Origin of the sequence: Xanthomonas arboricola pv. juglandis (genome assembly GCF_905367715.1) — a bacterium.
Lineage (GTDB): Bacteria > Pseudomonadota > Gammaproteobacteria > Xanthomonadales > Xanthomonadaceae > Xanthomonas > Xanthomonas arboricola.
This window is the reverse complement of sequence record NZ_HG999362.1, coordinates 2,259,636-2,280,080: the sequence shown is the minus strand read 5'-3', so window position 1 is coordinate 2,280,080 and position 20,445 is coordinate 2,259,636. Positions and strand designations below refer to the sequence as shown.

Here is a 20,445-nt window from a genome sequence, read left to right as displayed (position 1 = left end):
TGCTGAGGACCGGTCCGACGCTGGTTCGGGCAAGCGAGAATTGTAAAGGCAAGTGCCCCGGCATGCCAGCCTGGAGAACACCGGTCGCCGCGCTGGCATCGCAATGGCGGGTTGAATGCGCCACCGCGATCACTCGCCATTCATGCGCGGCGACGCGCCGGCTTACAGCACCAGATCGCGCACGCGATAGCTGCCGGCCGGCTTGCCGAGCAGCCGCTTGGCCGCATGCAGGGCGCCGCGCGCGAAGATGTCGCGGTTGGTGGCGCGGTGCACCAGCTCCACCCGCTCGCCCAGCCCGGTGAACTGCACCGTGTGCTCGCCGACGATGTCGCCGGCGCGCAGGCTGGCAAAGCGCGGCTGCGCGCCGCTGCCGGTGGCCGCCTCCCCCAGCGTCAATGCGGTTCCGGAGGGTGCGTCCTGCTTGTGCACGTGATGCGCCTCGACGATGTCGCAATCCCAGCCCGGCAAGCTGCCGGCGGCACGCTCCACCAGTTCGGTCAGCACCGCAACGCCCAGGCTGAAGTTGGACGCCCACACCAACGGGATCTGTTGCGCGGCCTCCAGCAACGCGGCGCGCTGCGCCTCATCCAGGCCGGTGGTGCCGGACACCAGCGGTTTGCCGCGCTGCGCGCACAGCACCAGGATCGGTGCGAAGCCCTGCGGCAGGCTGAAGTCGATTGCCACATCGAAGGCCGGTGCACCGCCGAGTTCGCTGGCGGCAAAGTACGGCACGCCGTCCACCACGCGCTGCGAAGGCGAGCGCCCCACCACCGCACCGACGACGTGCAGCGCCTCGTCTTCGGCAGCCAGGCGCAGCAACGCCTTGCCCATCCGCCCGGAGGCGCCGTGGATCAGAACTTTCACAGGAGACGGTGTCATGGCGGCAGGCCTAGCTGGGCGGTGGGGTTGTACAAGATAGCTGGGAATCGGGAATCGGGAATCGGGAATCGTAAAAGCTGGGATTGGGGAGTCGGGATTGGGGAGTCGTTAAAGCCGGGAATCGGGATGGGGGATCAGGGAATCGTGAGAGCGGGTGCGGGTGTGCGCGTTTTATGTGCTGTGGCGCTTTGGCTTGGTGGCGTCGGTGGGGTGTGCGTGGTGGTTGGCATACAACGTCGCGAGCGGCCATGGGTTGGTAAGAGCGGCGCCACTGTACGTTGGTAAGGACGATGAGGACGCATGGCATACGGCCATCATGGCGGCGCCTGGAAGGTGGCGTTTGCCGACTTCGTGACCGCGATTCCCCAATCCCGACTCCCTAATCCCAAATCTCAGCCCTGCAGCTAGCGCGGCTGCGGCCTTTGATCGCGCGCAATGGTGTTGACCGCTCTCAGTCGGCTGCGCCGTGCAGGCGCTTGCTCCAGCTCTCTATTTCGCGGCGTTGCAGGCGGCGTTCGAACAGCGCCTGCCATGACGGCACCAGCGGCAGCTGCAGCACCTCGGTAATGGCGGCGACGTCGACATCGCGCGCATACAGCAGCTGTTGCAGGCGCGACAGCGTCCATTGCGGATGCGGTCGCTGCTGCAGTGTCAGCGTGTCGCCGGCTGCAACGTCGCCGGGCTGCAGCACTCGGTAGTACCAGCCGGTGCGGCCGGTGTCCTGCACGCGGCGCGCCATGTCGCGCAGGCCGAAACGGTCGGACAGCTTCCAGCATGGCTGACGCAGCTGCGACACCTCCACCACCGCCGTACCCAATGCAAAGCGATCGCCCAGGCAGACGTCGGCTTCGGTAAGGCCGAGGCTGCTCAGGTTCTCGCCGAATGCGCCGGCCGTCTCCAGCAACGCATGCGCACCGAGCTCGGCCTGCCAGGCGGCGTAGTGCTCACGGGGATAGTGATGGATCGCCTTGTCCGGCCCGCCATGCACACGCCGGTCGCCCTGCTCGTCGCCGTACAGACCGTCGGGACCGACGTGCACCATGCCGTCCACCACCCGCTTGTCGATCGCGCTGCGGCTACCGGGCCGGGTGAAGTCGCGTGCGATGCCGATCGCAATGCTGTCGATGGTGGTCGCAAGCACAGGCGCCTGCACGCCAGCGGTCTGCGTACTCACGCGCCCTGCCCGGGCAATTCGGCCAGCGCCTCGCGTAGCACTTCACCCAGGACCTGGATGCCGGCGTCGATCCTGTCGCCAGGCACGGTGACGAAAGACAGCCGCAAGGTATTGACCTGCGGCAAGGTGGCGTAGAACGGCGCGCCCGGCACGAATGCCACATTGCGCGCGATCGCACGCGCCAGCAGCGCGGTGCCATCCAGCCCGGGCGGCAGGGTCACCCACAGGAACATGCCGCCTTCGGGGCGATTCCATTGCACCTGGGGCGGGAAATGCCGATCCAGTGCCTCCAGCATCAGGCTGCATTGACGCGCATACAGCGCGCGGATCTGCGGGATGTGCGTGTCTAGGAAATCGTCCTGCAACGTCTGGTGGACCACGCGCTGGGTGAACGAGGGCGTATGCAGATCGGCTGCCTGCTTGGCCTGGATCAGCTTGCCCAGCACCGCTTCGGGCGCGACCACATAGCCCAGCCGCAACCCGGGTGCGAGCACCTTGGAGAACGAGCCCATGTAGATCACGCCCTCCGGGTTGAGCGACAGCAGGCTCGGCAGCGGCTGGCCGCTGTAATACAGCTCGCCATACGGATCGTCTTCGACGATCGGCACGCCCGCCTCCGCCGCCCGCGCCACCAGGGCCTGACGGCGCGCCAGCGGCAGCCGGCGACCGGTGGGGTTCTGGAAATTCGGCAGGCAATACAGAAAGCGCGCATCGGCCAGCACTGCAGGATCCAGCGCGTCCACCACCACCCCGTCCTCGTCCGAGGGCATGCCGATAAAGCTCGGCTGGAACAGCGAGAACGCCTGCAGCGCGCCCAGGTAGCTCGGCGTTTCCACCAGCACCTTGCTGCCTTCGTCGATGAAGACCTTGCCGAGCAGGTCCAGACCCTGCTGCGAACCGGTGGTGATCAACACCTGGCTGGGCCGGATGCTGGCGCCGTCACGGCTCAGGCGTGCGGCCACCCATTCGCGCAGCGGCGCATAGCCTTCGGTGGGGCCGTATTGCAGCGCGGCCTGCGGCGCATCGCGCAGCACCTGATCGCTGGCCGCGCGCATGCGCTCCACCGGAAAGGTGGCCGGCGACGGCAGCCCGCCGGCGAAGGAAATCACCTCCGGCCGCTCGGTCACCTTGAGGATTTCGCGAATCGCCGAACTGGTCAGCGCCTGCGCACGTCGGGAGATCTGGAAGGAGGTCGTCATCGCGCAAGCATAGCGAAGGCCCGTGGCCGACGCGCTGTGCACTGCAGCGTCGACGACGCAACCCGGTCAATGACGGTATCGCTGCTGCACCGACCATCGCCACGCGTCACGACGCTCGCCTGGGTTGCGGCGGCGCTAACGAACACGCGCTGCAGTGATGCCGATGCACTGGCGCCGATGCCAGCCGGCAAGGCAATCGCTACACGCGTATCCCACTGCACAGGATGTCACCTGTTTCTGTCGACGCGGGTTACCTGCGCAAATCGGCTGGGCCGCGAGCCAGGGCAGCGCGTACCGATCACAGGCCGCCCTTCTGCGCATCGATGGTGCCGGCACGACAATGCGGCAGCAATCGTGCCGACGGCGTTCAGTCGTACGCCGGGCCGACCCAGGCAGTGCCTTCGCTGCGTTCGATCAAGGTCTTCCAGCGCTTGCGGACCAGCTTGTCGCGCGAGCGGAAGGTCATGCGCAAGCCCGGCAAGCCGAGCGTGGCACGCGTCTCGACCATGGCTGAGGCCTCATCGGCAGCAATCTCGATCCTGGTGATCGACTGTTTGTAGTCGATCACCTCTTCCGGGTTGGCCACATGACGCATCTGACGCAGCACCTGCGCCCATTCGCCATTGGATTTGCAGTACTGCTCGCGCGTGGTGGTCTGCCGCTTCTGGTGCGAATCCATGCGGTACAGCACCACCATTTCGAACGCCGGCGCGGTCATCGCGCACAGCGCTTCGCCGTCCTGACCGAGCATGGCCTTGTCGTGCGCGGCGTAGAAATCGCGCACCTGCGCTTCGTCCAGCGCGTTGCCACCGTAGTTATAAATGCCGGCAACCGCCGCCAGGACTGCCAATAACACCAACAACCGCATCTGCGCCCCCTGCATCACCGCGTCCTGCGGCCGCGCAAGTGTAAGGGATGCGATGGATCAGTGACGACGTGGCGGCGCCGGCCCGCAGCTGTCGCAACCACCGCAGGCCGCGGCGTTCTGCGCGGCCGGCGGTGCCACGCGGCGGCCCAGCGCCCGCATCCACGCAGGCCGCCCATCGCGCAGCAGGCCGATCGCCACTGCGCCGCGCAGACGCCGCAGCGTGCCAGGGAACTGCTTCTTCATCACCACCCACAGGCTGAGCAACACCGCCAGCGCGATGACCAGGTATTGCAGCGTAAGTGACAGATCCACTTCAGCCGGCTCCCAGCAGCACGGCCAGCTGGTAGGTCACCAGCGAGGCCAGGTAGGCCAGCGCGAACAGGTACACCGCGCTGATCGTCATCTGCTTCCACGAGTTGGTTTCGCGCTTGATCGTGGCCAGCGTGGAGATGCACATCGGCGCGTAGATGTACCAGACCAGCAGCGACAGCGCGGTGGCCAGCGACCAGCCATCACTGATCAGCGGCGACAAGGCCTGCGCGGCGGCATCGTCGTCGGCAGCCGACAGCGCGTACACGGTTGCCAGCGAGGCCACCGCCACTTCGCGCGCGGCCAGGCCGGGGATCAGCGCGATGCAGATCTGCCAGTTGAAGCCCAGCGGCGCGAAGAAGATCGCCATCGCATGGCCGATGCGCCCGGCGAAACTGTAATCGATCGCCGGCAAGGTGGCGTCGGCCGGCGCAGCCGGAAACGACAGCAGGAACCACAGCAGGATGGTCAGCGCCAGAATGATGCCGCCGACGCGCTTGAGGAAGATCAGCGCACGCTCCCACAGTCCCAGCGCCAGGTCGGGCAGATGCGGCAGGCGATACGACGGCAGCTCCAGCATCAGCGGGTGCTCGCTCTTGTCGCGGCGCCACTTCTTCATTGTCCACGACACCAGCAGCGCACTGACGATGGCCGCGGCATACAGCCCGAACAGGATCAGGCCCTGCTGATTGAAGATGCCCCACACGGTCTTCTGCGGGATGAAGGCACCGATCAGCAAGGCATATACCGGCAGGCGCGCCGAACACGTCATCAATGGCGCGACCATGATGGTGGCGAGCCGATCGCGTGGGTCCTGGATGCTGCGGGTGGACATGATGCCCGGCACTGCACAGGCAAAGCTCGACAGCAACGGAATGAATGAGCGCCCGGACAAGCCGGCGGCAGACATCATGCGGTCGAGCAGGAAGGCCGCGCGAGGCAGGTAGCCGGACTCCTCCAGCGCCAGGATGAAGGCGAACAGGATCAGGATCTGCGGCAGGAATTTGATCACCCCTCCCAGGCCGGTGATGATGCCGTCCTTGAGCAGGCTGTTGAGCGGGCCCTCCGGCAGCGTGGTGCCCGCCCACTCGCCCAGCATCGCGGTGCCGGCATCGATCAGGTCCATCACTGGATTGGCCCAGGCATACACCGCCTGGAAGATCAGGAACATCACCACCGCCAGCGTGACCAGGCCCCAGAGCGGGTGCAGCAGCCAGCGGTCCAGCGCATCGTCCACGCGCGAGGTCCGCGTCGGCATGGTCACCGCCGCACTCAGGATCTGTCGCACCTGCGCATGGTAGTTGCCATCGGCAGGCGACGTGGCGCTCGGTGCCGCCAGGCGCGCGGCCTGCGCGTCGATGCGCTCGACCAGCGCCTTGGCACCGCCGCGGCGTACCGCCACGGTTTCCACCACCGGCACCCCGAGCGCCTGTTCCAGCGCCGGCAGGTCGATGACGATGCCGCGCCGCTGCGCCGCATCGACCATGTTCAAGGCCACGATCATCGGCCGGCCCAGCTCGCGCAGCTCCAGCGCAAAGCGCAGATGCAGGCGCAGGTTGGTCGCATCCATCACGCAGACCAGCACGTCCGGTGCCGGTTCGCCGGGGTAGAAGCCACGGCACAGGTCGCGGGTGATCGCCTCGTCCAGGCTGGCCGGCTGCAGGCTGTAGGCGCCGGGCAGATCCAGCACCGCGAAGTCGCGCCCGGACGGCGCGCGGAACTGCCCTTCCTTGCGTTCGACGGTGACGCCGGTGTAGTTGGCGACCTTCTGCCGGCTACCGGTCAGCTGATTGAACAGCGCGGTCTTGCCGCTGTTGGGATTGCCCACCAGCGCCAGCCGCAACGGAACGCTTGCCACGCTCATGCCTGTGCTCCATCGACGCGTACCTGCACGCGTGCGGCCTCGCTACGGCGCAGAGCGAACCGGGTGTAACCGACCTGTACCAGCAGCGGTTCGCGCCCGACCGGCCCGGTCGCCAGCACCGTGACTTCTTCGCCGGCGACAAAGCCCAGTTCGCGCAGACGCCGGGCGATCGTGTCGTTGGGGAGGCGATCCTCCACGGAATCCACGATGGCGGCGCGATGCAAGGGCATGTCGGACAGCGTCACAAAGACGGCCTGATTGTTAGGAATGGTTCTCAATTCTAGCATCGACGCACCGCGTCATGGCTCAGCCGACCCGTGCCGCTATCATGGTTCGCATCCCATTCATGGACGTTGACGCAATGCAGGACACCGGCTTGATCGTGGAGGACCAGGGAGCGGTCCGCACGTTGCGACTGAACCGCCCAACGGTGCACAACGCCTTCGATGCGACCTTGATCGGCGCGCTCACCGACGCCTTGCAGCAGGCCGGCCGGGCGGCGCAGATCCGCGTCGTCGTGATCACCGGTGCCGGCGCTGCGTTCTCCGCGGGCGCCGACCTTAACTGGATGCGCGGCATGGCCGGTGCCAGCGAGGCCGACAACGCGGCCGATGCGCTCGCCCTGGCGCGTTTGATGCGCACGCTGGACGAGTTGCCCAAGCCGACCATCGCGCGCGTCAACGGCGCGGCGTTCGGCGGCGGCGTGGGCCTGGTGGCGTGCTGCGATATCGCCATCGGCTGCACCGAGGCGCGCTTCGGGCTGACCGAGAGCAAGCTCGGCCTGCTGCCGGCGGTGATTTCGCCGTATGTGATCGCAGCGATCGGCGCGCGCCAGGCACGGCGCTGGTTCGCCACTGCCGAGATCTTCGACGCGGCCACCGCGCAGCTGCTGGGCCTGTTGCATCAACTGGTGGCCGCCGACCAACTGGATATCGCGGTGGAGCGCCAGGTCCGCCTGTTGCTGGCGGCCGCGCCATTGGCCGCAGCCAGCGCCAAGGCGCTGGTGCGCGCGGTGCTGCCACCGATCGACCGTGACGCCATCGACGCTGCCAATGCCGCGTGGATCGCGCGCCTGCGCGTTTCCCCAGAAGGCCAGGAAGGCCTGGGCGCCTTCCTCGACAAGCGCAGCCCGGCCTGGGTGCCGGAGGGCGCGGCGTGAGCGACTTCGTCCGCATTGTCGAGGTCGGACCGCGCGATGGCCTGCAGAACGAAGCGACGCCGATCGCCACCGCCGACAAGATCGCCTTGATCGATCAACTCTCCGCGACCGGGCTGCGCAGCATCGAGGCGACCAGCTTCGTCAGCCCGCGCTGGGTGCCGCAACTGGCCGATGCGGCCGAGGTGTTCGCCGGCATCACCCAGGCGCCGGGCATCGCCTATCCGGTGCTGGTGCCGAACCTGCAGGGCTATGCGCGCGCACGCGCCGCCGGTGCGCAGGAGGTGGCGGTGTTCACCGCGGCGTCGGAGGCCTTCAATCGCACCAATACCAACGCCGGCATCGACGAATCGATCGCGCGCTTTCGGCCGATCCTGGAACAGGCCGCGCTCGACGGCGTGCGCGTGCGCGGTTACGTCTCCACCGTGCTGGGCTGCCCGTATCAGGGCGCGGTGCCGGTGGCGGATGTGGTCGATGTCGCGCAACGGCTGTACGCACTGGGCTGCTACGAGATTTCGCTGGGCGACACCATCGGCGTCGGCACCCCGGCCAAGGCACGCCAGATGCTGGCTGCGGTGGCGCAGGCGGTCCCGATGCCGGCATTGGCCGTGCACTTCCACGACACCTACGGCCAGGCACTGGCCAACATCGCCGCCTGCCTGGAGCAAGGCGTGCGCGTGGTCGATGCGGCGGTGTCCGGTGCCGGCGGCTGCCCCTACGCCAAGGGCGCCAGCGGCAATGTCGCCAGCGAAGATGTGGTGTATCTGCTGCATGGGCTGGGCATGCCGACCGGCATCGACCTGCCCACCCTCGCCCGCACCGGCCGCTGGCTGGCGCAGCTGCTGGGTCGCGAGACCGGCAGCAAGGTCGGCAAGGCCTTGGCGGCCGCCGGCTGAGATTTTAGTCCCGCACGCCGCCTCCACGCCCGCGCATCTTCCAGGGCGGGCGCACAGACGCTTCGGCTAGAATCGCCGGCTGCGTCGTCACCCGTTCGCCTGCCGGCATCCACCGGCTTCCAGGATTTCCAAGGAACCACCGCATGCAGCCTTCTTCTGTTCTTGCCATCGTCACCGGCGGCGTTTCCGGCCTGGGCCTGGCCGTGGCGCAGCGCATCGTGGCCGACGGCGGCAAGGTCGCCCTGTTCGACGTCAACGCCGACAAGGCCGAGGCGGCGCTGGCGCTGCTCGGTGACGGCAAGGCGCAGTATTTCGCCACCGACGTCACTGACGAGGCGCAGGTCGCCGCCAACGTGGCGCAGGCCGCGCAGGCGCTGGGCGGGCTCAACCTGGCGGTGAACTGCGCCGGCATCCTCGGCTCGGGCCGCGTGCTCGGCAAGGAAGCGCCGATGCCGCTGGCGACCTTCCGCACCACCGTGCTGGTCAACCTGGTCGGCAGCTTCAACGTGGCCAAGGCCGCGGCCGATGTGATGCAGCACAACAGTGCCGGCGACGATGGCGAGCGCGGCGTGATCATCAACACCGCCTCGGTGGCCGCCTACGAAGGCCAGATCGGCCAGGCCGCCTATGCCGCCAGCAAGGGGGGCGTGGTCGGCATGACCTTGCCGATGGCGCGCGAGCTGGCGCGCTTTGGCATCCGCGTGATGACGATCGCACCGGGCGTGTTCTGGACCCCGATGGTGGACGGCATGCTCGAGGCGGTGCAGCAATCGCTGGCCGCGGCGATCCCGTTCCCCTCGCGTCTGGGCCAACCCGACGAATACGCCGACACCGTCGCCTTCATCCTGCGCAATCGCTATCTCAATGGCGATGTGATTCGCCTGGACGGCGGCGTGCGGTTGGCGCCGAAGTAGCGGGGATTGGTGCGTCGGGATTGGGGATTCGTAACAGCACTACTGCCCTGCCCGCCCGCTCCAGCTCTGCTTTGCCAATCCCTAATCCCAAATCACCAATCCCTGACTCATTCCATGAAAGCTAACGACATCAAGAAAGGCAACGTCGTCGAATACAACGGCGGCATCTACCAGATCCGCGACATCGAGCGCAGTTCGCCGCAGGGCCGCGGTGGCAACGTGCGCTTCCGCTTCATCATGTACAGCGTGCCCGGTGGCGCCAAGCTGGACGCCAGCTTCGACGCCGACGACAACCTGCCGGAAGTGGAGTTGCTGCGTCGCCTGTCGACATTTTCGTACAAGGATGGCGAGGCGTTCGTGTTCATGGACGACGAGGACTTCACCCCGTATACGCTGGATGCGGACGTGATCGGCACCGATGCCGGTTACATCATCGACGGGCTGACCGGCATCTACGTGCAGGTGATCGACGACCAGCCGGTGGCCGTGCAACTGCCGCAGACGGTGACGCTGGAAGTGGTCGAAACCCCGCCCGAACTCAAGGGCGGCACCGCCACCAAGCGGCCCAAGCCGGCCAAGCTCAATACCGGCCTGGAAATCATGGTGCCCGAGTACATCACCAACGGTGAGCGCGTGCTGGTCAACACCACCACCGGCGAATTCGCAGGCCGCGCCGACTGATGCGCAAGCTGGTCGTTGTGGTGACGCTGGGGCTGCTGGGCGCCTGCACGGCGCAACCAGCCCCGGCGCCGACATCCACGCCCGCACCTGCGCCGGTGGCCTGCACCGATGCCAAGGTGGACGAGGAGTGGCTGCAACATCCGCCCGGCCTGTGCGGCATGCCGGAGGATGTGCGCACGCTGGTGGAGGACTACGACACCTGCGAGCACTTCGCGGGTGAGGAGCCGTACGACGCTGATCGTCGCCACGAGATCGAAGTGGCCATCGCGCAATTCTGCACGCCGGCACCGGCACGGCTTGCAAAGCTACTGAAGCAATACCGCAACAACGCGCGGGTCAGCGACTGGCTGCGCAAGTATTCGGTGCAGGCGGATCTGCAACCGGCTGGCTGAGGTGCGTCGGCTGGTGTGATAGGTGCCAGCTGTGCAATGCGTCGTCCCGGGCCGGAGCACTGGGGACTGGGACTTACAGCTGCAGGCCACAGCGCCTACCTTCTCCCATCGGGAGAAGGTGGCGCAAAGCGCCGGATAAGGGTACGGGCGAAGCCTCGTGCAGTTGGACCTATACGAGAGCTTCGGCCCGTACCCTCCCCCGCTCCGCGCCCCGGCCCGCGCTAGCAGCGCGGGCGCTCCAAGCCACACGCGCCAATGGCGCGCAAGCCGTGCCTTCTCGCCCCGTAGGGAGAGCGGCTGGTACCGCCCCCCGGCGTGGTCCGAATCGCTATTGCGCCTGCAGAGGTACACCCATCTCCGACTGCACTTTGTCGGCAGCCGCATCACCGCGCGCTAGCTCGCGCAGGCGTGCGCGCAGGCGCTGCACATTCGCCTCGCCCTGCTCCAATTCAGTGCGGACGTCGGCCGGCAGTTGCTGCCGCCCCAGCGCCTGCAGTTGTTTCCAGCCGTCGACCAGTACGCCGGTTTCCTGCGCCACGCGCACGCTCAGGTCCTGCCGCTCGTCTGCTTGCGGCAGTCCGTAGCCGGCGCTGCCCAACAGCGTGGCCGGGTGACTGAGCTGGGCCTGCCGCGCGAACAGCGACTGCAGCTGACCCTGCACCGAGTCACGCCCGGCCGCGCCGGGTGTCAGCAGGCGCTTGAGCGCATCGCGTGCCAGCAACTCCTGACGGCGCAACGCGGCCTGTTCCAGCAACAACGCTGCAGCGGTCTCGCGTAGACCGCCGCGGTCGAACCACTGCGCACGCGCGTCCGCGCGCGCGTCCAGCCATTGCTCCACGCTGGTCTGCGGCACCGGCAGGCCGCGGCGGATCACATCGAACATGGTCTGGTAATGCGCCGCCGCCGACTCGAAGTAATAGCCCTGGCGAATCGCCTGCGCAGGGTCGTCCAGCACCTGCATGTCGGCGACGCCGGCGCGCTGCAAGCGCTGCCTCACACCACGCGGGGTGATCGACGACAGCCCGGCCGCGGCAAGCCGCGGCACGCCGTCGTGCAGGAGCTTGAAGGTCTCCACCGCGCAGTTGTTGCCGATGAAGTAGTAGCGGCCGTCGTAACTCCAATGCACCTGCGCGGCGCGTGCGAGCAGCGCGGCGATCTCCCCGCGCGTCAGTGTCAGCGGCACCGACGACAGCGCGCGCAGCTCCACCTTGGTGTATTCGTCCACGACCTGATTCAACGGCAATACGAACAACCGCGAGGGATACGAGCCGGTCAGCCCGCGCCAGCTGGAAATCTGCACATCGCCGACGAAGGCGCGGAACGACAGCACGCGGTGATACTGCAGATCCAGACGGCAATCGGGGCCAGGCGCGCGGCCCGGGGCACAGATCACCAGACGCAGCATGCTGTGGCCCCAGCGGCTCATCGGCTGCTCATTGCCCTCGGCCAGCAAGTAGTCCACCGCGTACACACGCGCTGGATCCAGTGCCAGCAGCGACATCGCGCCGGCATCGTTGTCGGCCTGCAGGTACGGCAACGTCGTCTCGCAATGCGTTGCATCGGGCATGCCACCGACCTGCTCGGCGAACCAGGCGGCCAGCGCCGGACGCCGGCAGTGATAGTCGGCATCGAGCACGTAGTGTTCGAGATTCACCGCGACAAATTCGGCTGGGCTGCGCCGCTCGTAATCGTCGGGGCTGCGATCGCTGAACCGGTTTGCGCCGCGCCCGATCCGCCAGGGACGCACCTGCCAGCCGGCCAGATCGCGCAGTCGCGGGTCGCGCGACAGGCCGCCGTGCGCACCGCGGTCCAGCACATGCGCCAGTTCATGCACCACGGCGGCCATTGCCGCGCGCATGGCCGGTGCCTCGGGGTCGGTCTGCGTGGCCGTCGCCTGCGCGCTCCAGGCATCCAGCAGCGCACGATCGAGCAGGATGCGCCGGCCGATCGCGCGGCCATGCACGTGTGCCGGTAAGTCCGTGCGCCACTGCAGCTGGATCGGTGCGTCGATACGCTGCATCCAGGCAGGCGGCAGACGCTGCGCCACCTGTTTCACCAATGCGTGCGTGGTGTCGATCTCCGCCGCAGACAGGCCCTGCGGATCGACATCGACGCGTAATTCGGCCTGCGCCGCCGGTGCGATCGCTGCGGCCAACCACAGCCACCAGCACCGGCGAGGAGAACTCACTGGGCCAGAATGGACTGCGCCAGTTCCAGGTCGCTGGACAGCCGCGCCGCATCGCTACGGCTACGCAATTGCAGCAGCGCCGCTTCCAGCCGCGCGCCGCGGATCGCGCCATCGCTGGCGACGAAGCCGGCGGCATCTTCGCGTGCGTCGGCCACCACCTTGTCGTCGCCGGAACTGCTGCCGGAGGAATTGGACGAACCGGCCGACGATGCACCCGCCGAGGTTCCGGCCAGGCTGGATGCGAAGGCCGCCAGCGGCAGCAGCGTCAAAGCGCAAAACACGAGGGAGCGCATCATTGGCGTATCGATTCCATGTGAAGGTGGTGAAAGACTAACCGGCACGCATGGCGGCAGGCGCGTCGTCCATCTCGAACAGCTTGCCGGGATTCAGCAAAAGATGAGGATCGAGCACATGTTTGATCCCGCGCATCAAGGCGATCTCCTCGGCCGAGCGCGTGCTCCACAGGTAGGCTTTCTTGACCAGGCCGATGCCGTGTTCGGCAGAGATGCTGCCGCCAAAACGCTGCAAGGCCTGCGCCAGCAACTTGGTCACCTGATCGCAGGCCGCCACGAAATCGGCCTGGCTGGTGCCATCGGGCTTGAGCACATTGATATGCAGGTTGCCATCGCCGATATGGCCGAACCACACCACATCGAAATGCGGATACGCATCGTGCAGCAACGCCTGGGTTTCGGCCAGGAACTCCGGCATCGCCGAGATGCGCACCGACACGTCGTTCTTGTACGGCGTGTAGCGCGCCAGCGCTTCGGTGATGCCTTCGCGCAGTCGCCACAGTTGCGCGGCCTGCGCATCGCTCTGGCTGATCACCCCGTCGCTGACCCAGCCCTGCTCCATGCAGGTCTCGAATGCCGCCATCGCTGCGGCTTCCTGCGCCTCGTCGCCGGCAGCGAATTCGGTGACCACGTAATACGGATGCACCTCGGCAAACGGTGCCTGCGCGCCGTGCGCCAGCACGTGTTCGAGCGCGCGGTCGGTGAAAAATTCGAATGCCTCCAGCCGCAGCTGCGCGCGGAACGCGGCAAACACCTGCATCAGCACCTCGAATGAAGGCAGCGCCAGCAACATCACGTTGCTGGGCGGCGGCGGGTCGGTCAGTCGCAATGTCGCTTCGACCACGACGCCGAGCGTGCCTTCGGAGCCGATCATCAAATGGCGGAAATCGTAGCCGCTGGAATTCTTCACCAGCGCGTTGTTGAGCTCCAGCAGTTCGCCGGCACCGGTGACCACCTTCAGGCCGGCGACCCAGTCGCGGGTATTGCCGTAGCGGATCACGCGGATGCCGCCGGCATTGGTGGCGATGTTGCCGCCGATCGAACACGAACCGCGCGCGGCGAAATCCACCGGATACACCAGACCATGCTCGCGCGCGGCATTGTGCACCGCTTCCAGCGGCATGCCGGCCTGGACGGTGAGCGTGCGATCCACTGCATTGAACTCCAGCGGCTTGTTCAGGCGCTCCAGGCTCAGCACCAGCTCGCCGTTGGCAGCCACCGCACCGCCGGACAAGCCGGTGCGCCCACCCGAGGGCACTACTGCAACCGCGTTCGCATTGGCCCAGCGCAGCACCGCCTGCACCTCGTCCACCGCACCAGGCAAGGCGATCGCCAGCGGGTTCGGCGTCCAGCGCCGCGTCCAGTCGCGGCCGTAGTGTTCCAGGTCGGCCGGCTCGGTCTTCAAACGCAACGCGGGCACGGCCTGTTGCAACGAAAGGATGCGGGGATCGGTCATGGCACACGGCGCTGCAGTAGGAACCGCACAGCGTGCCAGTGCGCGCCAGCCTCGTCCAGTTGCACCTCGCGGCGCCGCCACCGCGTTGGATTCAGCTGAAACCGTTGCACCGCAAGGACTTAGCCTGCGCAAACACTGCGTTGCGGGCGCCCCATCGCACGGCCCATCTGGCATAGTTGCCGACCCGATTGCTGCAATGCGCTCCCCCATGTCGCCGAAGAGAACCTCGTTTCCCAAGCAGGACATCCGCGTCCTGTTGCTGGAAGGCATCAGCCAGACTGCCGTGGATGTGTTCCGCGCCGCCGGTTATTCGCAGATCGAACTGCACGCCAAGTCGTTGCCGGAAGACGAGCTCATCGCGCGCATCGCCGAGGCACATATCGTCGGCATCCGCTCGCGCACGCAGTTGAGCGCCGAGGTGCTGGCGCATGCCAAGCGGCTGATCGCAGTGGGCTGCTTCTGCATCGGCACCAACCAGGTCGATCTGGACGCAGCCGAGCTGGCCGGCATCCCGGTGTTCAACGCGCCCTACTCCAATACCCGCAGCGTGGCCGAGCTGGTCATCGCCGAGGCGATCCTGCTGTTGCGCGGCATCCCGCAGAAGAACGCCGAATGCCATCGCGGCGGGTGGTCGAAGTCGGCCGCCGGCAGCCACGAAACGCGCGGCAAGGTGCTGGGCATCGTCGGTTACGGGCATATCGGCACCCAGGTCGGCGTGCTGGCCGAGTCCCTGGGCATGCAGGTGATCTTCCACGACATCGAAACCAAGCTGTCGCTGGGCAACGCGCGTGCGGCGATCGATCTGGACGACCTGCTGGCACGCTCGGATGTGGTGACCCTGCATGTGCCGGAGACGCCGTCGACTAAGGACATGATCGGCGCGGCGGAGATCGCGCGCATGAAGCACGGCGCGCACCTGATCAACGCCTCGCGCGGCACGGTGATCGACATCGACGCACTGGACGCGGCACTGAGCTCGGGCCAGATCGGCGGCGCGGCGGTGGATGTGTTCCCGATCGAGCCCAAGGGCAATGGCGATGCGTTCGAATCAAAGTTGACCGCACACGACAACGTGATCCTGACCCCGCACGTCGGCGGCAGCACGCTGGAAGCGCAGGACAATATCGGCGTCGAAGTGGCCGCCAAGCTGGTGCGCTACAGCGACAACGGCAGCACCCTGTCGGCGGTGAACTTCCCCGAGGTCACCCTGCCCGAGCACCCCGACAGCCTGCGTCTGCTACATATCCACCGCAACGTCCCGGGCGTGCTGTCAAAGATCAACGAACTGTTCTCGCGCCACAACGTCAACATCGACGGCCAGTTCCTGCGCACCGATCCCAAGGTCGGCTACGTGGTGATCGACGTCAGCGCCAGCGAGGCGCAGGCCACCGCACTGAAGGAAGGCCTGGCCTTGATCGAAGGGACCTTGCGGACGCGCATTTTGTACTGAGCGGACGTTGTACTGAGGTGATCCCTTCTCCCAACGGGAGAAGGTGACCCGAAGGGCCGGATGAGGGGCGCTGCGGCCAACTTCGGCGCGTCTGCCGTGGCAAACGCGTCGCCCCGCGCCAGTAAGGGTGACTCGTAAACTGGCAGCCGATGCCTGGCTGTACTTCCCCCCGCGCCCCGGCCCGCGCTTGCGGCGCGGGCGCTCCCAGGCACGCGCTCCCATGGCGCGCAAGCTGTGCCTGCTCGCCCCCACAGGAGCGGGGCTTTGATTCGCAGACGTAAGCGTTTAGGCAACGTCTCATCACGCACTCAATGCTTCCAAGGCGCCATGACAGCGAATGGCCGAGGCAGCAGCGTGGCCGGGGATTGGCGGAAAGCGGCACAAGGATGTGCCGCGGCGGCGAGTCAGACCGGATGTCTGACCGAGCCGAGCAGCCGATCGCCGGCCGCGCTGCTGCCGCCCACCGAAGCCGCTAGGCGACAGGCCGGGCCGCGCTCGTGGCGCGCAAGCTGCGCCTGCTCGCCCCCACGGGAGCGGGGCTTTGATTCGCAGACCTGAGCATGAAAAAACGTCTCATCACTCACCCACTACTTCCAAGGTCATGACAGCGAATGGCCGAGGCAGCAGCGTGACCGGGGATTGGCGGAAAGCGGCACAAGGACGTGCCGCGGCGGCGAGTCAGACAGGATGTCTGACCGAGCCGAGCAGCCGATCGCCGGCCGCGCTGCTGCCGCCCACCGAAGCCGGCAAGTACCAGGCGTAGTGCCCGCGCTTGCGGCGAGCGCGCCAGTGGCGCGCAAGCAGTGTCTTATCGCCCCGACGAAAGGGGCTTTGACAAGCTGCTCAACGCGCGCGCGCCACCCACTTCTCGGCCATGCGCCGCATCGACGGATCCAGTTGCGGATCGGCAAGCAGTTCGGCGACCGGGCGCCACGCCAGGGCCAGCGATTCTTCGCTGACTTCGAATGCCTCGTCCGCCCCAGCCATCACCACATAGCGCGCGTCGTAATGCCAGTGCCCGGCCACCTCGCCACGCGCGGGAATCCAGTGCCGGTCCAGGTCAAAAATGGCCGCGTCAGTAAGGCGCAAGCCGGTCAATCCGGATTCCTCCTGCGCCTCGCGCAAGGCCACCTGCGCCAGGTCGCGGTCGCCGTCGGCGTGCCCGCCCAGCTGCAGCCAGCGTTGCAGCTTGCGGTGATGGGTCAGCAACGTGCACGTGCCATCGGCGCTGACCACCCACGCCGAGCCGGTGAAATGACCTTCGACACGCTCACGCAGGAACGGGTTGGTGGCATCGTCCAGCAGTTGCGCGAACTGCTCGGCCAGCTCCGCCTCGTCAGGCCAGCGTGCGCGGTAGTCGGCCAATCGCTGTTGCAGGGTTGCATCCACCATCTGTCGTTCCCGGTCGCCCGTCGCGGGCCAGGCGGCCATTATCGCCATTCATGCTGCGTACGTGCTTGTCGTGAGCGTGTAGCTTTGGCAAGGTAGGCCGCTTGCCTGTCCCACCGGGATGCGGCGCACCACCTTCGCCCAGGCGCGCGCGCCTTAGTTGCCACTTAGGGATGTACCGAATGCTGAAGTCTCTGTTGAGGGTCAAACCGATCGAGCCCGCTGGACATGTCGATGGGGGCGAACCGGTCGAAGGCAGCCTGCAAGGCGAAGCCACCCTGCAACGCACCCTCACCGCCAAGCACCTGATCATGCTCGGCATCGGTGCGGTGATCGGCGCCGGCATCTTCGTGTTGACCGGCCAGGCCGCTGCCAACCACGCCGGCCCGGCGGTGATGCTGTCCTTCGTGTTCGCCGGCATCGCCTGTGCATTCGCCGGCCTGTGCTACGCGGAGTTCGCGGCGATGATGCCGGTCTCCGGCAGCGCCTACTCGTATTCATATGCCACCCTCGGCGAGGGCATCGCCTGGTTCATCGGCTGGTGCCTGGTGCTGGAATACCTGTTCGCCGGCTCCAGCGTTGCGGTCGGCTGGTCCGCCTACCTGATCAGTTTCCTGACCGGCACGCTTGGATTGCCGTTCCCGGCCGAGCTGGCCGGGGCGCCACTGGCCTGGGACGGCCACAACTTTGTCAGCTCCGGCAACCTCATCAACCTGCCGGCCGTGCTGATCGTGGCTGCGGTGAGCATGCTGTGCTATGTCGGCGTCACCCAGTCGGCGTTTGCCAACGCCATCGTGGTGGCGATCAAGGTGGTGGTGATCTGCCTGTTCGTCGGTTTCGGTATCGCCTACATCGACCCGGCCAACTGGCACCCCTTCATCCCCGAAAACACCGGGCCGGGCCAGTTCGGCTGGGACGGCGTGTTCCGCGCCGCATCCATCGTGTTCTTTTCCTACATCGGCTTCGACGCGGTCTCCACCTCCGCCGGCGAGACCAAGGATCCGCAGAAGAACATGCCGATCGGCATTCTGGTATCGCTGGCGGTCTGCACCGTCATCTACATCATTGTCTGCGCGGTGCTGACCGGCTTGCTGCCCTATACCCAGCTCGGCACCGCCAAGCCGGTGGCCACGGCGCTGGAAGCGCACCCGCAACTGACCTGGCTCAAGACCGCGGTGGAGATCGGTGCGATCGCCGGCCTGTCCTCGGTGGTGCTGGTGATGCTGATGGCGCAGCCGCGCATCTTCTACACCATGGCCAAGGATGGGTTGATGCCCCGACTGTTCGGCAAGGTGCATCCGAAGTTTCATACCCCCTATGTCGGGACAATCTTCGTCGGCGTGGTCGCGGCGCTGCTGGCCGGGTTGATCCCGCTCAGCGTGCTGGGCGAACTGGTGTCGATGGGCACCCTGCTCGCCTTTGCCACCGTGTGCGCCGGGGTCATGGTGCTGCGTTTCACCAAGCCGGATCTGCCGCGCCCGTTCCGGGTGCCGCTGGCGATGCTGATCTGCCCGCTGGGCGCGCTGGCCTGCCTGTTCCTGTTCTTCCAGGCCTTCCAGGAACACTGGAAGGTGTTCGTGGGCTGGACCATGATCGGCCTGGTCATCTATTTCGGTTATGGCATTCGCCATAGCCGGCTGGCCCGCAAGGCGTAACTGCGAGTCCCTCGCAAGAGCCCGCACATCCATGTGCGGGGATTTGACAACATGAGTCCCTCGCAAGAGCCCGCACATCCATGTGCGGGGATTTGACAACACGAGTACTTCGCAACAGCCCGCACATCCGTGTGCGGGGATTTGACGACACGAGTACCTCGCAACAGCCCGCACATCTCGCACACGCCCGCACCGCCACGTGCAGGGATTCAACAGGAACCGCTGCATGTTCAAGCAACTCTGGGCCACCAAGCACCCGCACGCCAGCCACGAGGCGGCCGACGGGCTAGGCCTGCAACGCGCACTCGGGCCCTGGGGGCTGACCGCCCTGGGCATCGGGGCGGTGATCGGCGGCGGCATTTTCGTCATCACCGGTCAGGCCGCTGCCGATCACGCCGGCCCGGCGATCATGCTGTCGTTCGTGCTGGCCGCGGTGTGCTGCGCGTTCTGCGCAATGGCCTACGCCGAGTTCGCGGCGATGGTGCCGGTATCCGGCAGCGCCTACACCTATACCTATGCCACCTTCGGCGAACTGGCGGCCTGGTTTATCGGCTGGATGCTGGTGCTGGAGTACGGCGTGTCCGCCTCGGCGGTGGCGGTCAGCTGGACCGGCTATTTCCTCAGCTTGCTGGAACATTTCAACATCCACCTGCCGGCCGCCCTGGTCAGCGCGCCGCTGGACGGCAAGCTGCAGCGCACCGGCGCAATCGCCAACCTGCCCGCCGCCGGTATCGTGCTGCTGCTGACCTGGCTGTGCTACGTGGGCATCCGCAAGTCGTCGGCGATGAACATGGCGATGGTGATCCTCAAGACCGGGCTGATCCTGCTGGTGATCGCGGTGGGCTGGAAGTACGTGGATACCGCCAATTGGCACCCGTTCATTCCGGCCAACGAGGGTCCGGGCAAGTACGGCATGGAAGGCGTGCTGCGCGGCGCGGCGATGGTGTTCTTTGCCTATATCGGCTTCGAGGCGGTGTCGGTGGCGGCGCAGGAGTCGCACCGCCCGCAACGCGACCTGCCGATCGGCATGATCCTGTCGCTGGTCATCTGCACCGTGCTCTACATCGCCATGGCGGCCGTGATGACCGGCCTGGTGCCCTACACCCTGCTCGGCACCGACGAGCCGGTGGTGACCGCGGTGGCGGCGCATCCGCAGCTGGCCTGGTTGCGCGTGGTGGTGGAAGTCGGCGCGCTGATCGGGCTGTCGTCGGTGGTGCTGGTGATGATCATCGGCCAGCCGCGCATCTTCATGATCATCGCGCGCGACGGGCTGCTGCCGTCGATCTTCACTCGCATCCATCCCAAGTACCGCACCCCGCACGTCAATACCGTGATCACCGGCGTGGGCATCGCCCTGCTGGCAGCGGTGTTCCCGCTGGATGTGCTGGGCGAGCTGACCTCGATGGGCACGCTGATCGCGTTCGCCGCGGTGTGCGCCGGCGTGCTGATCCTGCGCCGCACCCACCCGGAACTGCCGCGTCCGTTCCGCATGCCGGTGGCTTGGCTGATCTGCAGCGCTGGCGTGTTGAGCTGCCTGGCCCTGCTGTCGGCGATGACCCTGCACAACTGGATGTTGATGGGGGTGTGGACGCTGGTCGGGCTGGTGGTCTATTTCGGCTACGGCTATCGCCACAGCCGTCTGCGCGACGGTCGTTGATCACACGCGTGGGCTGAGAGCGGCC

General features: G+C 66.8%; 20 protein-coding genes. 9 read left to right on the top strand and 11 right to left on the bottom strand.

Going from position 1 to position 20,445, the window contains the following annotated elements:
* Nucleotides 1–162: 162 nt before the first annotated feature.
* Nucleotides 163–879, bottom strand: a complete 717-nt coding sequence (dapB, locus tag KHN93_RS10050; protein WP_212579515.1) for a 4-hydroxy-tetrahydrodipicolinate reductase — start codon at nt 877–879, stop codon at nt 163–165.
* Between the two features lie 300 nt (nt 880–1,179).
* Here dapB and KHN93_RS21770 point away from each other — a divergent pair, with 300 nt between their 5' ends.
* On the top strand, nt 1,180–1,287 hold the full coding sequence (locus KHN93_RS21770) for a flagellar motor protein MotB (RefSeq protein ID WP_386141927.1): 108 nt from the start codon (nt 1,180–1,182) through the stop codon (nt 1,285–1,287).
* A gap of 43 nt (nt 1,288–1,330) precedes the next feature.
* Here KHN93_RS21770 and KHN93_RS10045 read toward each other — a convergent pair whose 3' ends face one another.
* From KHN93_RS10045 to KHN93_RS10020, 6 genes are all read right to left on the bottom strand, one after another.
* Nucleotides 1,331–2,053 carry an MOSC domain-containing protein gene (locus KHN93_RS10045; protein WP_212579514.1) on the bottom strand — a complete coding sequence of 241 codons (723 nt, stop codon included), beginning with the start codon at nt 2,051–2,053 and terminating at the stop codon, nt 1,331–1,333.
* Nucleotides 2,050–3,252, bottom strand: a complete 1,203-nt coding sequence (locus KHN93_RS10040) for an aminotransferase-like domain-containing protein (RefSeq protein ID WP_104559291.1) — start codon at nt 3,250–3,252, stop codon at nt 2,050–2,052. The genes KHN93_RS10045 and KHN93_RS10040 overlap by 4 nt, the downstream gene beginning before the upstream one ends.
* A 367-nt stretch (nt 3,253–3,619) precedes the next feature.
* Nucleotides 3,620–4,120: a hypothetical protein gene (locus KHN93_RS10035; protein WP_102596978.1), complete on the bottom strand. Its 501-nt coding sequence runs from the start codon at nt 4,118–4,120 to the stop codon at nt 3,620–3,622.
* Between the two features lie 57 nt (nt 4,121–4,177).
* Nucleotides 4,178–4,432, bottom strand: coding sequence for a DUF6587 family protein (locus KHN93_RS10030; protein ID WP_039521380.1), 255 nt, complete (start codon nt 4,430–4,432; stop codon nt 4,178–4,180).
* Between the two features lies 1 nt (nt 4,433).
* Nucleotides 4,434–6,293, bottom strand: coding sequence for a ferrous iron transporter B (gene feoB, locus KHN93_RS10025; RefSeq protein WP_212579513.1), 1,860 nt, complete (start codon nt 6,291–6,293; stop codon nt 4,434–4,436).
* Nucleotides 6,290–6,538 carry a FeoA family protein gene (locus KHN93_RS10020; RefSeq protein ID WP_016904358.1) on the bottom strand — a complete coding sequence of 83 codons (249 nt, stop codon included), beginning with the start codon at nt 6,536–6,538 and terminating at the stop codon, nt 6,290–6,292. The genes feoB and KHN93_RS10020 overlap by 4 nt, the downstream gene beginning before the upstream one ends.
* A gap of 116 nt (nt 6,539–6,654) precedes the next feature.
* Here KHN93_RS10020 and KHN93_RS10015 point away from each other — a divergent pair, with 116 nt between their 5' ends.
* The 5 genes from KHN93_RS10015 (at nt 6,655) to KHN93_RS09995 (ending at nt 10,332) form a co-directional block, all read left to right on the top strand.
* Nucleotides 6,655–7,452 carry an enoyl-CoA hydratase-related protein gene (locus tag KHN93_RS10015; protein WP_212579631.1) on the top strand — a complete coding sequence of 266 codons (798 nt, stop codon included), beginning with the start codon at nt 6,655–6,657 and terminating at the stop codon, nt 7,450–7,452.
* Nucleotides 7,449–8,345, top strand: coding sequence for a hydroxymethylglutaryl-CoA lyase (locus KHN93_RS10010; protein WP_212579512.1), 897 nt, complete (start codon nt 7,449–7,451; stop codon nt 8,343–8,345). Before KHN93_RS10015 ends, KHN93_RS10010 begins: the two co-directional genes overlap by 4 nt.
* Before the next feature lie 143 nt (nt 8,346–8,488).
* A complete protein-coding gene (locus KHN93_RS10005; protein ID WP_104595553.1) occupies nt 8,489–9,259 on the top strand; it encodes an SDR family NAD(P)-dependent oxidoreductase in 771 nt (256 codons plus the stop codon).
* Nucleotides 9,260–9,373: 114 nt separating this feature from the next.
* Nucleotides 9,374–9,940, top strand: coding sequence for an elongation factor P-like protein YeiP (yeiP, locus tag KHN93_RS10000; RefSeq protein WP_016904354.1), 567 nt, complete (start codon nt 9,374–9,376; stop codon nt 9,938–9,940).
* A complete protein-coding gene (locus KHN93_RS09995; RefSeq protein WP_104559287.1) occupies nt 9,940–10,332 on the top strand; it encodes a hypothetical protein in 393 nt (130 codons plus the stop codon). Before yeiP ends, KHN93_RS09995 begins: the two co-directional genes overlap by 1 nt.
* Nucleotides 10,333–10,660: 328 nt before the next feature.
* On the opposite strand, the gene KHN93_RS09990 is transcribed toward KHN93_RS09995, so the two are convergent.
* Genes KHN93_RS09990 through KHN93_RS09980 form a run of 3 tightly spaced genes read right to left on the bottom strand, consistent with a single transcriptional unit; the run spans nt 10,661 to nt 14,269 of the window.
* Nucleotides 10,661–12,520: a DUF7844 domain-containing protein gene (locus KHN93_RS09990; RefSeq protein ID WP_104595552.1), complete on the bottom strand. Its 1,860-nt coding sequence runs from the start codon at nt 12,518–12,520 to the stop codon at nt 10,661–10,663.
* Nucleotides 12,517–12,816 carry a DUF2388 domain-containing protein gene (locus tag KHN93_RS09985; RefSeq protein ID WP_024937732.1) on the bottom strand — a complete coding sequence of 100 codons (300 nt, stop codon included), beginning with the start codon at nt 12,814–12,816 and terminating at the stop codon, nt 12,517–12,519. Before KHN93_RS09985 ends, KHN93_RS09990 begins: the two co-directional genes overlap by 4 nt.
* Nucleotides 12,817–12,850: 34 nt before the next feature.
* The gene (locus KHN93_RS09980; protein WP_212579511.1) at nt 12,851–14,269 is read right to left on the bottom strand and encodes an FAD-binding oxidoreductase; all 1,419 of its coding nucleotides are present in this window, start codon (nt 14,267–14,269) and stop codon (nt 12,851–12,853) included.
* Nucleotides 14,270–14,477: 208 nt separating this feature from the next.
* On the opposite strand from KHN93_RS09980, the gene serA reads away from it, so the two are divergent.
* Nucleotides 14,478–15,719, top strand: coding sequence for a phosphoglycerate dehydrogenase (gene serA / locus KHN93_RS09975; RefSeq protein WP_047125460.1), 1,242 nt, complete (start codon nt 14,478–14,480; stop codon nt 15,717–15,719).
* 843 nt (nt 15,720–16,562) lie between these two features.
* On the opposite strand, the gene KHN93_RS09970 is transcribed toward serA, so the two are convergent.
* Complete coding sequence (locus tag KHN93_RS09970; RefSeq protein ID WP_212579510.1) at nt 16,563–17,150, bottom strand: NUDIX hydrolase; 588 nt, start codon at nt 17,148–17,150, stop codon at nt 16,563–16,565.
* 140 nt (nt 17,151–17,290) lie between these two features.
* Between KHN93_RS09970 and KHN93_RS09965 the strand changes: the two genes are divergently transcribed.
* Both KHN93_RS09965 and KHN93_RS09960 read left to right on the top strand, forming a co-directional pair.
* Complete coding sequence (locus KHN93_RS09965; protein ID WP_026064795.1) at nt 17,291–18,763, top strand: amino acid permease; 1,473 nt, start codon at nt 17,291–17,293, stop codon at nt 18,761–18,763.
* Between the two features lie 226 nt (nt 18,764–18,989).
* Nucleotides 18,990–20,420, top strand: a complete 1,431-nt coding sequence (locus tag KHN93_RS09960) for an amino acid permease (RefSeq protein WP_016904398.1) — start codon at nt 18,990–18,992, stop codon at nt 20,418–20,420.
* Nucleotides 20,421–20,445: the final 25 nt, after the last annotated feature.

Coding starts and splice junctions, on each gene's coding strand:
- dapB (WP_212579515.1), bottom strand. CDS start 879: ATGACACCGTCTCCTGTGAAAGTTCTGATCCACGGCGCCTCCGGGCGG.
- KHN93_RS21770 (WP_386141927.1), top strand. CDS start 1,180: ATGGCATACGGCCATCATGGCGGCGCCTGGAAGGTGGCGTTTGCCGAC.
- KHN93_RS10040 (WP_104559291.1), bottom strand. CDS start 3,252: ATGACGACCTCCTTCCAGATCTCCCGACGTGCGCAGGCGCTGACCAGT.
- KHN93_RS10035 (WP_102596978.1), bottom strand. CDS start 4,120: ATGCGGTTGTTGGTGTTATTGGCAGTCCTGGCGGCGGTTGCCGGCATT.
- feoB (WP_212579513.1), bottom strand. CDS start 6,293: ATGAGCGTGGCAAGCGTTCCGTTGCGGCTGGCGCTGGTGGGCAATCCC.
- KHN93_RS10015 (WP_212579631.1), top strand. CDS start 6,655: ATGCAGGACACCGGCTTGATCGTGGAGGACCAGGGAGCGGTCCGCACG.
- KHN93_RS10005 (WP_104595553.1), top strand. CDS start 8,489: ATGCAGCCTTCTTCTGTTCTTGCCATCGTCACCGGCGGCGTTTCCGGC.
- yeiP (WP_016904354.1), top strand. CDS start 9,374: ATGAAAGCTAACGACATCAAGAAAGGCAACGTCGTCGAATACAACGGC.
- KHN93_RS09995 (WP_104559287.1), top strand. CDS start 9,940: ATGCGCAAGCTGGTCGTTGTGGTGACGCTGGGGCTGCTGGGCGCCTGC.
- KHN93_RS09985 (WP_024937732.1), bottom strand. CDS start 12,816: ATGATGCGCTCCCTCGTGTTTTGCGCTTTGACGCTGCTGCCGCTGGCG.
- KHN93_RS09980 (WP_212579511.1), bottom strand. CDS start 14,269: ATGACCGATCCCCGCATCCTTTCGTTGCAACAGGCCGTGCCCGCGTTG.
- serA (WP_047125460.1), top strand. CDS start 14,478: ATGTCGCCGAAGAGAACCTCGTTTCCCAAGCAGGACATCCGCGTCCTG.
- KHN93_RS09970 (WP_212579510.1), bottom strand. CDS start 17,150: ATGGCCGCCTGGCCCGCGACGGGCGACCGGGAACGACAGATGGTGGAT.
- KHN93_RS09965 (WP_026064795.1), top strand. CDS start 17,291: ATGCTGAAGTCTCTGTTGAGGGTCAAACCGATCGAGCCCGCTGGACAT.
- KHN93_RS09960 (WP_016904398.1), top strand. CDS start 18,990: ATGTTCAAGCAACTCTGGGCCACCAAGCACCCGCACGCCAGCCACGAG.